This is a genomic window from Pseudomonas sp. AC532 (assembly GCF_979258965.1).
Genome location: NZ_OZ409888.1, coordinates 505863 through 518748, shown reverse-complemented (window position 1 = coordinate 518748; position 12886 = coordinate 505863). Strand labels below are relative to the sequence as shown.

Annotated in this window: 12 protein-coding genes; 7 read left to right on the top strand and 5 right to left on the bottom strand. The window is 64.2% G+C overall.

What is annotated here, in order from left to right; translation table 11 throughout:
* Positions 1 to 16: 16 nt before the first annotated feature.
* From ACZ0AV_RS02490 to nudC, 4 genes are all read left to right on the top strand, one after another.
* Positions 17 to 2287, top strand: a complete 2271-nt coding sequence (locus ACZ0AV_RS02490) for an Orn/Lys/Arg family decarboxylase (RefSeq protein ID WP_499149577.1) — start codon at positions 17 to 19, stop codon at positions 2285 to 2287.
* 200 nt (positions 2288 to 2487) lie between these two features.
* On the top strand, positions 2488 to 3300 hold the full coding sequence (locus ACZ0AV_RS02485; RefSeq protein ID WP_499149576.1) for a crotonase/enoyl-CoA hydratase family protein: 813 nt from the start codon (positions 2488 to 2490) through the stop codon (positions 3298 to 3300).
* Between the two features lie 38 nt (positions 3301 to 3338).
* The gene (locus ACZ0AV_RS02480; RefSeq protein WP_499149575.1) at positions 3339 to 4997 is read left to right on the top strand and encodes a FimL-related protein; all 1659 of its coding nucleotides are present in this window, start codon (positions 3339 to 3341) and stop codon (positions 4995 to 4997) included.
* Entirely contained in the window at positions 4997 to 5827 is an 831-nt protein-coding gene (gene nudC, locus ACZ0AV_RS02475; RefSeq protein ID WP_499149574.1) for an NAD(+) diphosphatase, read from the top strand. Before ACZ0AV_RS02480 ends, nudC begins: the two co-directional genes overlap by 1 nt.
* Here the strand turns inward: nudC and ACZ0AV_RS02470 are convergent.
* Entirely contained in the window at positions 5795 to 6580 is a 786-nt protein-coding gene (locus tag ACZ0AV_RS02470; protein ID WP_499149573.1) for a TSUP family transporter, read from the bottom strand. The genes nudC and ACZ0AV_RS02470 overlap by 33 nt on opposite strands.
* A 98-nt stretch (positions 6581 to 6678) precedes the next feature.
* Here ACZ0AV_RS02470 and ACZ0AV_RS02465 point away from each other — a divergent pair, with 98 nt between their 5' ends.
* The gene (locus tag ACZ0AV_RS02465) at positions 6679 to 7326 is read left to right on the top strand and encodes a hypothetical protein (RefSeq protein ID WP_499149572.1); all 648 of its coding nucleotides are present in this window, start codon (positions 6679 to 6681) and stop codon (positions 7324 to 7326) included.
* A gap of 28 nt (positions 7327 to 7354) precedes the next feature.
* Here ACZ0AV_RS02465 and ACZ0AV_RS02460 read toward each other — a convergent pair whose 3' ends face one another.
* The 4 genes from ACZ0AV_RS02460 to ACZ0AV_RS02445 form a co-directional block, all read right to left on the bottom strand.
* A complete protein-coding gene (locus ACZ0AV_RS02460; protein WP_499149571.1) occupies positions 7355 to 8122 on the bottom strand; it encodes an SDR family oxidoreductase in 768 nt (255 codons plus the stop codon).
* A 27-nt stretch (positions 8123 to 8149) separates the two neighbouring features.
* Positions 8150 to 9217 carry a phosphotransferase family protein gene (locus ACZ0AV_RS02455; protein ID WP_499149570.1) on the bottom strand — a complete coding sequence of 356 codons (1068 nt, stop codon included), beginning with the start codon at positions 9215 to 9217 and terminating at the stop codon, positions 8150 to 8152.
* A gap of 205 nt (positions 9218 to 9422) precedes the next feature.
* Positions 9423 to 9734 carry an SCP2 sterol-binding domain-containing protein gene (locus ACZ0AV_RS02450; protein WP_042552596.1) on the bottom strand — a complete coding sequence of 104 codons (312 nt, stop codon included), beginning with the start codon at positions 9732 to 9734 and terminating at the stop codon, positions 9423 to 9425.
* A 57-nt stretch (positions 9735 to 9791) separates the two neighbouring features.
* Positions 9792 to 10490, bottom strand: coding sequence for a histidine phosphatase family protein (locus ACZ0AV_RS02445; RefSeq protein WP_499149569.1), 699 nt, complete (start codon positions 10488 to 10490; stop codon positions 9792 to 9794).
* Between the two features lie 207 nt (positions 10491 to 10697).
* On the opposite strand from ACZ0AV_RS02445, the gene sohB reads away from it, so the two are divergent.
* A complete protein-coding gene (sohB, locus tag ACZ0AV_RS02440; protein ID WP_499149568.1) occupies positions 10698 to 11717 on the top strand; it encodes a protease SohB in 1020 nt (339 codons plus the stop codon).
* A 36-nt stretch (positions 11718 to 11753) separates the two neighbouring features.
* Positions 11754 to 12746 carry a YhdH/YhfP family quinone oxidoreductase gene (locus ACZ0AV_RS02435; protein ID WP_499149567.1) on the top strand — a complete coding sequence of 331 codons (993 nt, stop codon included), beginning with the start codon at positions 11754 to 11756 and terminating at the stop codon, positions 12744 to 12746.
* The last annotated feature ends 140 nt before the right edge of the window (positions 12747 to 12886 follow it).

The window sequence follows — 12886 nt, the reverse complement described above, 5'->3', positions numbered from 1 at the left end:
ACCTCAGGTGTAGCTGATGTACAAAGACCTCAAGTTTCCCGTACTCATCGTTCATCGAGATATCAAGGCCGATACCGTTGCCGGCGAGCGTGTGCGGGCCATCGCCCAGGAATTGGAACTGGATGGATTCACCATCCTCTCCACCGCCAGTTCGGCGGAAGGCCATATCGTCGCCTCGACCCACCATGGCCTGGCCTGCATCCTGGTCGCAGCCGAGGGTGCCGGTGAGAACCGCCATCTGCTGCATGACATGGTCGAACTGATCCGCATCGCCCGCCGACGCGCGCCGCAACTGCCGATCTTCGCACTGGGCGAGCAGGTCACCATCGAAAACGCGCCGGCCGAGGCAATGGCCGATCTCAACCAGCTGCGCGGCATTCTCTATCTGTTCGAAGACACCGTGCCGTTCCTGGCCCGGCAGGTGGCGCGCGCGGCGCGCAACTACCTGGAGGGCCTGCTGCCGCCGTTCTTCAAGGCCCTGGTGCAGCACACCTCGCAGTCCAATTATTCCTGGCACACACCGGGTCATGGCGGCGGCGTGGCCTATCGCAAGAGCCCCGTGGGGCAGGCATTTCACCAATTCTTCGGTGAAAACACCCTGCGCTCCGACCTATCCGTGTCGGTGCCTGAACTTGGCTCACTGCTCGACCACACCGGCCCGCTGGCCGCTGCCGAGGAGCGCGCAGCGCGCAATTTCGGCGCCGATCACACCTATTTCGTGATCAACGGCACCTCGACCGCCAACAAGATCGTCTGGCATTCGATGGTCGGTCGCGATGACCTGGTGCTGGTCGACCGCAACTGCCACAAGTCGATTCTTCACGCCATCATCATGACCGGCGCGATTCCTCTTTACCTGTCGCCGGAGCGCAACGAGCTGGGCATCATCGGGCCGATTCCGCTGAGCGAGTTCTCCCGCGAGTCGATCCAGGCCAAGATCGATGCAAGCCCGCTGGCGCGGGGCCGCGAGCCCCGGGTCAAGCTGGTGGTGGTGACCAACTCGACCTACGACGGGCTGTGCTACAACGCCGAACTGATCAAGCGCACCCTCGGTGACTCGGTCGAGGTGCTGCACTTCGACGAAGCCTGGTACGCCTACGCCGCCTTTCACGAGTTCTATGCCGGGCGCTACGGCATGGGCACTACCCGCGAGGCCGGCGGACCGATGGTGTTCACCACCCACTCGACCCACAAGCTGCTCGCCGCATTCAGCCAGGCCTCGATGATCCACGTGCAGGACGGTGGCGCGGGCACCGGCGGGCGCAAGCTCGACCGCGACCGCTTCAACGAAGCATTCATGATGCACATCTCCACGTCGCCGCAGTACGGCATCATCGCCTCGCTGGACGTGGCCTCGGCGATGATGGAAGGCCCGGCCGGTCGCTCCCTGATCCAGGAAACCTTCGACGAAGCGCTCAGCTTCCGCCGCGCCCTGGCCAACCTTGGCCAGAGCCTGAGCAGCGAGGACTGGTGGTTCAGCATCTGGCAGCCGCCGCAGACCGAAGGCGCCGCCGATGTGTCCACGACGGACTGGCTGCTGCAGCCCGAGGCTGACTGGCACGGTTTCGGTGACGTGGCCGAGGACTACGTGCTGCTCGACCCGATCAAGGTCACTCTGGTGATGCCTGGGCTGACCGCCGGCGGCCGCCTCGACGAGCGCGGCATTCCCGCCGCGGTGGTCAGCAAGTTTCTCTGGGAGCGCGGCCTGGTGGTCGAGAAGACCGGCCTGTATTCGTTTCTGGTGCTGTTCTCCATGGGCATTACCAAGGGCAAGTGGAGCACGCTGCTCACCGAGTTGCTGGAATTCAAGCGCAGCTACGATGCCAACCTGCCGTTGAGCAGCGTGCTGCCGTCCATCGCGCGTGAAGGCGCGAGCTGCTACCAGGGCATGGGCCTGCGCGACCTGTGTGACGCACTGCACGACTGCTACCGGGAAAACGCAACCGCCAAGTCCCTCAAACGCATGTATACCGTGTTACCGGAAATCGCGCTGAAGCCGGCCGACGCCTACAACCAACTGGTGCGCGGCGAGGTGGAGGAGGTGCTGGTCGAGGAGGTGCAGGGCCGTATCGCCGCCGTAATGCTGGTGCCTTATCCGCCCGGTATCCCGCTGATCATGCCTGGCGAGCGGTTCACCTCGGAAACCCGGTCGATCATCGATTACCTGCGCTTCGCCCAGGCGTTCGAGCAGCGCTTCCCAGGTTTCGATGCCGACGTCCACGGGCTGCAGCGCCACGAGGGCGAGGAGGGCAGTTACTACACGGTCGATTGCATAATCGAAGGCTGACCGCGGGCACCTGCCGCAGGTTGGTGCACCCGTGTTGAGTAGCTGTGCTGTGCGTCACAGCACTGTGATCGACTTTCCGGGGGTGCTTGCTATAGTTGCGCCGTTTGCACGTCGCAGCCTGCTGCGGGCCACTCGAGTCGCCTTGCGAGTTCGTTAAACGTACGCCGAGCGCCCCTGCGCCTTCTGCCGAGGATCAACGCATGACCGAGTACCAGGCCTTTCGTGTCGAACTGATGGACAAGATTGCCCACGTGGTGATCAACCGTCCGGAGAAGATCAACGCGATGAACGCCGCCTTCTGGACGGAAATCATCGATATCTTCCGCTGGGCCGACGAGGCCGACGACGTCCGCGTGGTGGTACTGTCCGGCGCCGGACGGCATTTCTCCTCGGGCATCGACCTCGGCCTGTTGGCGCAGATCGGTAGTCAGTTGGGCAAGGACGTCGGCCGCAACGCGCAGACCCTGCGCCGCAAGATTCTCGAGCTGCAGGCCTCGTTCAACGCCGTCGACCAGTGCCGCAAGCCAGTGCTGGCGGCTATCCAGGGTTATTGCCTGGGAGGCGCCATCGACCTGGTATCGGCCTGCGACATGCGTTATTGCGCTGAGGACGCGCAGTTCGCCATCAAGGAGATCGACATCGGCATGGCCGCCGATGTCGGCACCCTGCAGCGCCTGCCGCGCATCATCGGCGACGGCATGCTGCGCGAACTGGCATTCACCGGGCGCACGGTGGCGGCTGCGGAGGCCCGGCAGATCGGCCTGGTCAACCAGGTGTTCGCCGACAGCGAGCGTCTGCTGGCCGGGGTGATGGACATTGCCCGGCTAATCGCCGCAAAATCGCCGATTGCCGTGCGCGGCACCAAGGAAATGATTCGCTACATGCGTGATCATCGCGTCGACGACGGCCTCGAGTACGTCGCTACCTGGAATGCCGCCATGTTGCAGTCCGCAGACCTGCGGGTGGCCATGGCGGCTCACATGAACAAGCAAAACCCCGAGTTCGCTGATTGATTGCGGCTTTATCACCTGTGCGGGAGGCACACTAGCGAATGGTTTCTGGAGCATCGTCACTGGGGCTGGTTCGCGACGAACTGTTCGCCACGATCGAGGAGGCGGAAGCGAGCCTCGAACAGTTCATCGTCGAGCGCAACAACGGCAGCTTGCTGCAACAGGCCGTGGACAACCTGCAGCAGGTGCGCGGTACGCTCAACCTCATCGAGCTGACCGGTGCCGAGCTGCTCGCCCAGGAAGTGCTCGACCAGGCCACCGACATTCCTGCCGGCGTCGGTCAGGAGCGCGATGCCCAGCTGGCTGCGCTGAGTAACGCCTTGCACGTGCTGCGTCGTTACCTCGAAGGGCTGGACGTGCATCGCCAGGAGATGCCCGAACTGCTGCTGCCGGCGATCAACGACCTGCGCCAGGCCTGCAAGCAACCACCGTTGCCCGAGAGTTTCTTCTTCAGTGTGCGCCTCGACCAGGCCCGCCCACGTATGGTGCCGCCGGCGCTGGACGCCGCCGCCAAGGAAAACGAGGGCCGTCGCCTGCGGCAGATGTACCAGGTGGGGCTGCTGGGCTTCATCCGCGAGCAGAACCCCGGCGGCAGCATGCGGCTGATGGGCAGGGCGATGAGCCGCCTTGATCGGCTGTTCGCCAACGAGCCCCGTGGGCGCCTGTGCTGGTTGGGCGCGGCTGCCCTGGAAGCGCAGAACGACGGCCAACTGCTGCCTCGCAAGTCGCGCAAGCAGCTGTTCTCACGCATCGACCGCGAGCTGCGGCAGATGCTGGTCAACGGTGCCTACGAGCCACCGCGCAGCCTGCTCAAGGAACTGCTCTATCTGGTGGCGCTATCCGGCGGCCAGGGGCCGATGGCGGGCGAAGTGCGCGAGCTGTTCGGCATCACCCCGCTGCCGTTCACCGACCACTTGCTGGAAGAGGAGTACCAGCGCCTGTCCGGGCCGGGCAAGGCGGTGATGCGCTCGCTGAGCTCGGCGATTCGCGAAGAGCTGGCCAGCGTCAAGGACCTGCTCGACCTGATCGAGCGGGGCACCCTGCAGGACGACGGCCTGAGCAGCCTGCATGCCTTGCTGGGCAAGCTGAGCAAGACTCTGGCGATGGTCGGCCTCAGCTCCGCCGGCAATTCCCTGGCCAACCAGTTGCCGACGGTTACCCGCTGGTGCGAAGGCGCAGCGGCGCGGCCGGACGAGCTGATCGCCCTGGCGGACGCCGTGCTGTACGTAGAAGGCATGGTGGCAACCCTGGAGCGCGGGGAGCGCATCAGCCTGCCGCGGCCGGAACCTGAGGTCTGCACCTTCGCCCAGCATCAACTGTTCGAAGCGCGTGTGGTGGTGCTCGATGAAGCGCGCGCGGGCCTGGCCCTGGCCAAGCGGGCGATCACCGCCTACCTCGAAGCGGCAGGTGATCGCATGCACCTGGCCAACGTGCCGTTCAGCCTGCAGGCGGTGCGCGGCGGCCTCTGGTTCCTTGGCCAGGAGCGCGCGGCGGCGCTGGTCGGCGCCTGTGCGGACTATATACAGACGCAGATGCTCGATGCCGAGCAGATGCCGGCCGAAGCGCGCCTGGAAGTGCTCGCCGATGCCTTGAGCAGCCTGGAGTACTACCTGGAAGCAGACAGCAACCTGGCGCAGCCCGGCGTGCTGGACCTGGCCACGGAAAGCGTGCGCGTGCTGGGCCAGGAGGTCGCCGCCTGATGTCGGCTCGCTGGTTGCCCGAGTTGCTCGATTGCCGGCAGCCTGGCGGTATGGCGCTGGTGCACCACCGCCAGCATTTCCTGGGCGATGCCAGTGGCTTGTTCTTCCCGCGCACCTGGCTGCACAAGCAGGACCTGCCGGTGCTGGCCGAACACGGCCTCGGGCATTTTCGCGGTGAGCCGCTCTACCTGATCGAGCTTGGCGACAAGGCCGAGCTGCCCGGCTGCAGTTGGCAGGGGCTGCGTCAGGTCATGCTGGAGGGCGACGCCGAGCTGTTCCAGCTGCTCGGTTACGCGGCGCAGATCGGTACCTGGGCCAGCGACAATCGATTCTGTGGCGGCTGCGCCACGCCCATGGAACAGGTCGCCGGCGAACGGGCCATGCAGTGCCCGCGCTGCCACCTGCGCCAGTACCCACGCCTGTCCCCGAGCATGATCGCCCTGGTCACCCGTGGTGACGAGGTGCTGCTGGCCCGCTCGCCACGCTTCGTCACCGGGGTGTACAGCACGCTCGCCGGGTTCGTCGAGCCCGGCGAGTCGGTCGAGCAATGCGTGGCACGTGAAGTGCGCGAAGAAGTGAACGTGGAGGTTTGCGACATCGAGTACCAGGGCAGCCAGAACTGGCCCTTTCCGCACTCGCTGATGCTCGGGTTTCACGCCCGTTATGCCGGTGGCGAGATCATCAGGCAGGAAGCGGAAATCGAGGACGCGCGCTGGTTCTCCATCCACGCGCTACCGCCGTTGCCGGCCTCGCGCTCCATCGCCCGTTACCTGATCGACCTGTACGTGGCGCGGCGCCTAGGGCACAGCGAACCAGTGCTGCCAGACTAGCCGCGTCGTCAGGCCCAGCACCACCAGAATGAACACCGGTCGGATGAACTTCGAACCGCCGCCAATCGCCGTACGTGCGCCCAGGAATGCGCCGGCCATCAGCGAAAAGCCCATGCACAGCCCCAGCACCCAGGCCACCTGACCGGCGGCGATGAATACCACCAGTGCGCAGGCGTTGCTGATGAAGTTCATCGAGCGGGCCACGCCGCTGGCCCGGACCAGATCCAGCGGATACATCAGCAGCGTACTGACCGTCCAGAACGCGCCAGTGCCCGGGCCGGCCACGCCGTCGTAGAAGCCCAGGCTGATGCTCTGCGGCCATTGCCGCCGGGTGGCGATCGGCAAGTCGGCGTCCAGCGGCGCGTCCGGGGTCTTGCCGAACAGCAGATAGAGGCCGCAAGCGAATACCACGACCGGCAGCATCTTGTTGATCCATTCGGCAGGCATCCAGTGCACCAGAATCGCGCCGCCGATGGCGCCGATTGCGGTGCCGACCATGGCGTTCTTCCATTTGCCGGGGCTGAATAGTTTGCGCCGGTAAAAGGTGTAGCTCGCGGTTGCGGAGCCGAAGGTCGCGCAGAGCTTGCTGGTGCCCAGCACCAGATGCGGCGGCAGGCCGGTGGTGAGCAGCGCCGGGATGGTCAACAGGCCGCCGCCTCCGGCGATGGCATCGATGAATCCTGCGATGAACGCGACCAGCGCAAGCAGCAGCAACGTCGTGGGGTCGACGGCCATTTCGAAGGGAGGGGACATAAAAGGCGACCTGTATCCGATTGTGCGGTGTCAATGCTGTTCGCAGAGGAACGCGCTGCGCATAATGCCGATATTTTCACGCACAAGGAATTGATTCCATGCAGTACAACGGTCTCGCCTGGGTGACGGCCCTGCTGGCCTTGCTGGTGGTGTTCGTCGCGCTCAGGATCCTGTTCGGTGGTCGCTGGTTTCTGGCCTGGCTGCGCGGCACCTGCGGCCTGGCTTTCCTCGGCGCCGCGGTGCTGATCGGGCTGGTGGCCTACGACCTCAGCCGCTATGACTCATGGCCCGCCGACAAGCCGCTGCTGACGCTCAGCTTCCACCGTGCCGGTGACGTCTACCAGGTCGACATCCTCGAAAATGGCGCCCAGCGCAGCGTCACCCTGGAAGGCGACCTCTGGCAGCTGGACGTGCGCCTGCTGCAATGGAAGGGGCTGGCAGCGCTCATCGGCCTGGAACCGGGCTATCGGCTGGAAAGGCTCAATGGCCGCTTCCTGGCCATCGAGCAGCAGAGCCAGGCCCGCTACACCCAGGTGGAGCTGACCCAGAGCCTGTATGGCGTCGACCTGTGGCGCTGGCTGCGCGTGGGCCAGCATGACCTGTTCATGTTCGACGCCCAGGCGCGCCGGGTAACCTACCTGCCGATGGCCGACGAAGCGGTGTTCAACATCAGCCTAACGCCCACCGGCCTGCTCGCGCAGCCGATGAACCAGGCGGCCCACCAGGCGCTGCAAGACTGGCAGTAGGGGGCGTCGCGTCAAGCCGGCGCCCGCCTCAGGACAGGAAGCCGCCGTCCACATTCAATGCCACACCAGTGGCGTAGCTCGACGCATCGCTGGCCAGATACAGCACTGCACCCGCCATCTCGCTCGGGTCGGCCACGCGCTTGAGCGGGATGCGCTGCAGGGCGAAGTTGAGGATCGCCTCGTTCTTGGTCAGCGCCGAGGCGAAACGTGTATCGGTGAGGCCCGGCAGCAGAGCGTTGCAGCGAATGCCGAACTGTGCGCATTCCTTGGCGAACACCTTGGTCATGCTGATCACCGCGGCCTTGGTGACCGAATAGATGCCCTGGAACTCGCCCGGTGACACGCCATTGATCGACGCGACGTTGATGATGCTGCCGCCGCCGTGTTCCTTCATCAGCTTGCCGCCTTCGATGGACATGAAGTAGTAGCCGCGGATATTCACGTCGACGGTCTTCTGGAACGCGCCCAGATCGGTGTCCAGCACGTTGCAGAACTGCGGGTTGGTGGCGGCGTTGTTGACGAGTATGTCGAGCCGGCCGAAGCGCTCGCGGATTTCGGCGAATACCGCCTTGATCTGCTCCATTTCGCCGATGTGGCAGGCCATGGCCACGGCCTGGCCGCCCTTGGCGATGATGGCGTCGGCGACCGTCTGGCAATCGTCCAGTTTGCGGCTGGCGACGATCACCTGGGCACCTTGCTGAGCCAGCAGGTGGGCGATCGCTTCACCAATGCCGCGGCTGGCACCGGATACGAAGGCAATCTTGCCGTCGAGGTCGAACAGCGGGGTCTTGGGCATGGCATGAGCCTCTTGCAAGGGGTGGCATCAGAGTGCAGAGCGGGCGATGACCTTCAGGGCCATCTGCTCCAGCAAGGCGTTCATTTGTACGAAGGAGGCGAAGCGCTTGTCGGCGGTCTGCCCGTGGTAGTAGCGGTAGTAGATCTGCTGGACGATGCCGGCCAGGCGGAACAGCCCGTAGAGGTAGTAGAAATCGACGTTGGCGATCTCGGTGCCGGACCGCTGTGCGTAATAGTCGACGAAGCCCTGGCGGGTCAGCATGCCCGGCGCATTGCTCGGCTGTCGGCGCATCAGTTGCACGGGCGCCGGGTCGTCGGCTTCGATCCAGTAGGCCAGCGTGTTGCCGAGATCCATCAGCGGATCGCCCAGGGTGGTGAGTTCCCAGTCGAGCACACCGATGATGCGCATGGGGTCGTGCGGATCGAGAATCACATTGTCGAAACGATAGTCGTTGTGGACGATCGCCGGCCGCGGATGGTCAGCGGGCATTTTCTCGCGCAACCAGCTTCTGGCTTCCTGCCACAGCGGCGCGTCAGGCGTGCGGGCGTTGTCGTAGCGCTCGCTCCAGCCGTTGATCTGGCGCGCCACGTAGCCGTCCGGCTTGCCAAGGTCGCCCAGGCCGCAGCTCTGGTAGTCGACCTGATGCAACTCAACCAGCCGGTCTATGAAGCTCTTGCACAGGGTCGTGGTCTGGGCGGACGTGAACGCCAGGTCGGCCGGCAGGTCGGCGCGCAGGATGATGCCTTCGAGCCGTTCCATGACGTAGAACTCGGCGCCAATCACCGACTCATCGGTACAGTGCACGAAGGCCTTCGGGCAATAGGGAAAGGCCTCGCGCAGCGCGTTGAGAATACGGAATTCGCGGCCCATGTCGTGGGCAGACCTGGCCTTGCTGCCAAACGGCGGGCGGCGTAGCACCAGTTCCCGATCGGCATAGCGCAGCAGGTAGGTGAGGTTCGAGGCGCCACCGGGAAACTGGCTGATCTGCAGTGCGCCGCGCAAGCCCTCGATATGGGCCTTGAGGTAGGCATCGATGGTGTGAACATCCAGTTCCTCGCCTTGGCGGATCGCGCTGGAGCGGTCGGTGAGTGTCATCCCTATCCCTTCTACTTGTGGTTGGCGGTGATGATCGAGCCAATCTAATCAGCCGGCGCTGGTGCGACAAGCCTGGCAGGGGCTTATAGATCTGGCTGTTGGCGGCGGATCAAGGCGGCTGATGCGCTGGAACGCGAGTGCCAGGCCAAAAAAAACCGGAATCGATCGACTCCGGTTTTCCTGGCGCGATCCGTGTGCCTGGCACTCAGACCGGGAACAGTTCGCTCAGCTTCAGTGCCAGCATCATGTCGCCTTCGGCGCGCAGCTTGCCGGCCATGAACGCCTGCATGCCGTCGGTTTCGCCGGTGGTGATGCCCTTGAAGGTTTCCTTGTCCATGATCAGGGTGACGTTGGCGTCCGGGCTGTCGCCCTGTTTGACGTCGCAGGTACCGTCCTTGACGATCAGGTAGTGATTGTCGGCATCTTCGATGTTGAACTGGAACACCAGGTCCAGGCCTTCGGCGGCGCTGGGGTTGAACTTGGCCTGCATGGTTTGGACGATGTCTGCGACGCTCATGGTGGTTTCCTTTGTTTTCGGATGGTTCTGCACCCTCGCGGGCACGTGTACCGGCGCTCAGCGATAGGTGATGAGCGACGGCGTATTCAACAGCTGCAGGTGGGCGTAGCTGTTGAACGAAGCCAGGGTCACCCGCTCGCCTTGAAACTTCAGGCAGCTTAGCGAGGTGTTGACGATTTGCCAGTTCATGGCGAAAGCGCTGGCGACCGGCATGCCGGTCAGCAGGTGCAAGAGGGCCGTGATGGTGCCGCCGGATGTGAACACGGCGATTTGCTCTCTGGATGTTGCGCCAGTGAGCAGGCGCTCCAGGCCGCCCGCGACCTGATCGAGAAACGCCTGCCAGCTCTGCAGCGCAGGGGCGTCGTAATCGCCGCCGATCCAGGTGTCCAGCAGGCGCACGAACAGGCGCTGGAACTCGGCGCGGTTGTGCGCGGCGTTGCGCATGATGTCGACAGCCTCTGGTTCGTACGGCAGCAGCGACGGGAGCAGGGCGCGGATGACGCCTTCGGCATCGAATTCATTGAATGCAGCATCGGTTTGCAGTGTTGGCGCCTCGTCCAGCTGAGCGAGTACCAGGCGGGCAGTATGCGATTGCCTGAGCAGGCTGCCGCTGATCGCGTGGTCGAGGCGTAGGCCGGATTGCGCAAGGTGCCGGCCGAGCAAGTCGGACTGCCGCTCGCCGAGCGACGAGAGGACGTCGTAATCCTCTGCACCGAACGAAGCCTGGCCATGTCGAATGAGGTAGATGCTGCCCACGTGCGCTGCAATCCGGGAACCTGATGGTGGGCGAGGTTAGGAGGGATGCACAAAGGCTGTCAACGAAAAATCATACGTTTGTTTGAATTCGTCCGAACTGCTGCGCCGAAAGCCACGACGCTGTCTGGTCGCGGTCAGGTGGCGCCGGTATGCTTGGACGACGCAGGGCCTCGAAACGAGGCCACCGATCACAGATAGGGGAAAAGTGTGGAGTTTCTTGCTGATTACGCAGGGTTTCTGGCCAAGACGGTGACGCTGGTGGTGGCCATCATCGTCGTTCTGGTCGCGCTGGTTGCCGTGCGCAGCCGTGGTCGGCGCAGTGGCGGCCAGCTGCAGGTGACCAAACTCAACGATTTCTACAAGGCGCTGCGCCAGCGCCTCGAACAATCGATTCTCGACAAGGACCAGTTCAAGGCCCTTGCCAAGGAAGAAGCCAAGGCTGCCAAACAGGCCAAGAAGCAGGCACAGCAGAAATCCCGGGTCTACGTGCTGGATTTCGACGGTGACATCAAGGCGTCGGCCACTGATGGTCTGCGCCATGAAATCACTGCGCTGCTGAGCCTGGCCACGCCGCAGGATGAAGTGGTGCTGCGCCTGGAGAGCGGCGGCGGCATGGTGCACAGCTATGGGCTGGCGTCCTCGCAACTGGCACGCATTCGCCAGGCCGGGATCCCGTTGACGGTGTGCATCGACAAGGTCGCTGCCAGCGGCGGCTACATGATGGCCTGCATCGGCGAGAAGATCATTTCCGCGCCGTTCGCCATCCTTGGCTCCATCGGTGTGGTCGCTCAGTTGCCCAACGTCAATCGCCTGCTCAAGAAGCACGACATCGACTTCGAGGTGCTGACTGCCGGCGAATACAAGCGCACCTTGACGGTGTTTGGCGAAAACACCGAAAAGGGCCGGGAAAAGTTCCAGGAAGACCTGGAAACCACCCATGAGCTGTTCAAGAACTTCGTGGCCCGTTATCGCCCGCAACTGGAGATCGACGAGATCGCCACGGGCGAAGTCTGGCTGGGTATGGCGGCGCTGGAAAAACAGCTGGTCGATGAGCTCAAGACCAGCGACGAATACCTGGCCGAGCGCGCCCGCGAAGCCGACCTGTTCCAACTGCACTTCGTGCAGAAGAAATCCCTGCAGGAGCGTGTCGGCCTGGCTGCCAGCGTGGCGCTGGACCGTTTCGCCCTGACCTGGCTGAGCCGCCTCGGCCAGCAACGCTTCTGGTAACCGCAGCGTCCGCCTGTGCGGATGAAGGAGGTTTGGATGACGAGTTTTTCCGCACTACAGGCAGCACCTGATGCAGGCGGCACCTTTTCCCAGCAGGTGGTCGAGCGCGATGTCGCCGACCTGCCTGCTGGCGAGTTGTTGATCCGCGTTCAGTACTCATCCCTCAACTTCAAGGACGCCCTGTCGGCCAGCGGCCAGCGTGGCGTCAGCCGCCATTACCCGCACACGCCGGGCATCGACGCGGCCGGTGTGGTCGAGCATTCCAGCGCCGCCGAATTCGCCGAGGGCGACGAAGTGATCGTCACCGGCTATGACCTGGGCATGAACACCGCTGGCGGGTTTGGGCAGTACATTCGTGTTCCTGTCGGCTGGGCCATCAAACGGCCCCAGGGCCTGTCGCTGCGCGAGGCGATGATCCTCGGCACCGCCGGGCTGACCGCTGCGCTGTGTATCGATAAGCTCGAGCGGGCCGGGCTCGAGCCGGACGACGGCCCGGTGCTGGTCACCGGTGCCACCGGCGGTGTAGGCAGCATTTCGGTGATGCTGCTCAGCACGTTGGGCTACCAGGTCGCGGCGGCGACCGGCAAGGCCCAGCAGGCGGACCTGCTGACTCGCCTGGGCGCCAAGCAGATCGTGCCGCGCCTCGAACTGCAGAGCGGGACGGATCGGCCCTTGTTGCGTGAGCAATGGGCTGGCGCGGTGGACACGGTGGGCGGCGATATTCTCTTCAACGTGCTCAAGGCCACCCAGTATGGCGGCAGCGTCGCCTGCTGCGGACTGACCGCGGGTGTCGACTTCCAGGCCAGCGTACTGCCGTTCATCCTGCGTGGCGTCAACCTGCTGGGTGTCGACTCGGTCGAGTTGCCGCTGGTGGTCAAGGCATCGATGTGGGACAAGCTGTCGTTGCAATGGAAACTGGCGAACCTCGAGGACTTGGTGACCGAGGTCGGCCTGGCGCAATTGCCGGCGGCCATCGAGCAGATCCTGCACGGCGAGCAGGTCGGCCGGGTGCTGGTGCGCCTGGACTGACCCTACGCAGGGGTGGCGGCAAACAAACGCCCGGTGCACTGCACCGGGCGTTTTGCATTCGGGGCAGGCTACCGGCGCTTGATCGAGCGGCCTGGAGCAGACAAAGAAAGCCCGGCAGAAGCCAGGCTCGGGTACCAGGT

Coding starts and splice junctions, on each gene's coding strand:
- ACZ0AV_RS02490 (WP_499149577.1), top strand. CDS start 17: ATGTACAAAGACCTCAAGTTTCCCGTACTCATCGTTCATCGAGATATC.
- ACZ0AV_RS02485 (WP_499149576.1), top strand. CDS start 2,488: ATGACCGAGTACCAGGCCTTTCGTGTCGAACTGATGGACAAGATTGCC.
- ACZ0AV_RS02480 (WP_499149575.1), top strand. CDS start 3,339: ATGGTTTCTGGAGCATCGTCACTGGGGCTGGTTCGCGACGAACTGTTC.
- nudC (WP_499149574.1), top strand. CDS start 4,997: ATGTCGGCTCGCTGGTTGCCCGAGTTGCTCGATTGCCGGCAGCCTGGC.
- ACZ0AV_RS02470 (WP_499149573.1), bottom strand. CDS start 6,580: ATGTCCCCTCCCTTCGAAATGGCCGTCGACCCCACGACGTTGCTGCTG.
- ACZ0AV_RS02465 (WP_499149572.1), top strand. CDS start 6,679: ATGCAGTACAACGGTCTCGCCTGGGTGACGGCCCTGCTGGCCTTGCTG.
- ACZ0AV_RS02460 (WP_499149571.1), bottom strand. CDS start 8,122: ATGCCCAAGACCCCGCTGTTCGACCTCGACGGCAAGATTGCCTTCGTA.
- ACZ0AV_RS02455 (WP_499149570.1), bottom strand. CDS start 9,217: ATGACACTCACCGACCGCTCCAGCGCGATCCGCCAAGGCGAGGAACTG.
- ACZ0AV_RS02450 (WP_042552596.1), bottom strand. CDS start 9,734: ATGAGCGTCGCAGACATCGTCCAAACCATGCAGGCCAAGTTCAACCCC.
- ACZ0AV_RS02435 (WP_499149567.1), top strand. CDS start 11,754: ATGACGAGTTTTTCCGCACTACAGGCAGCACCTGATGCAGGCGGCACC.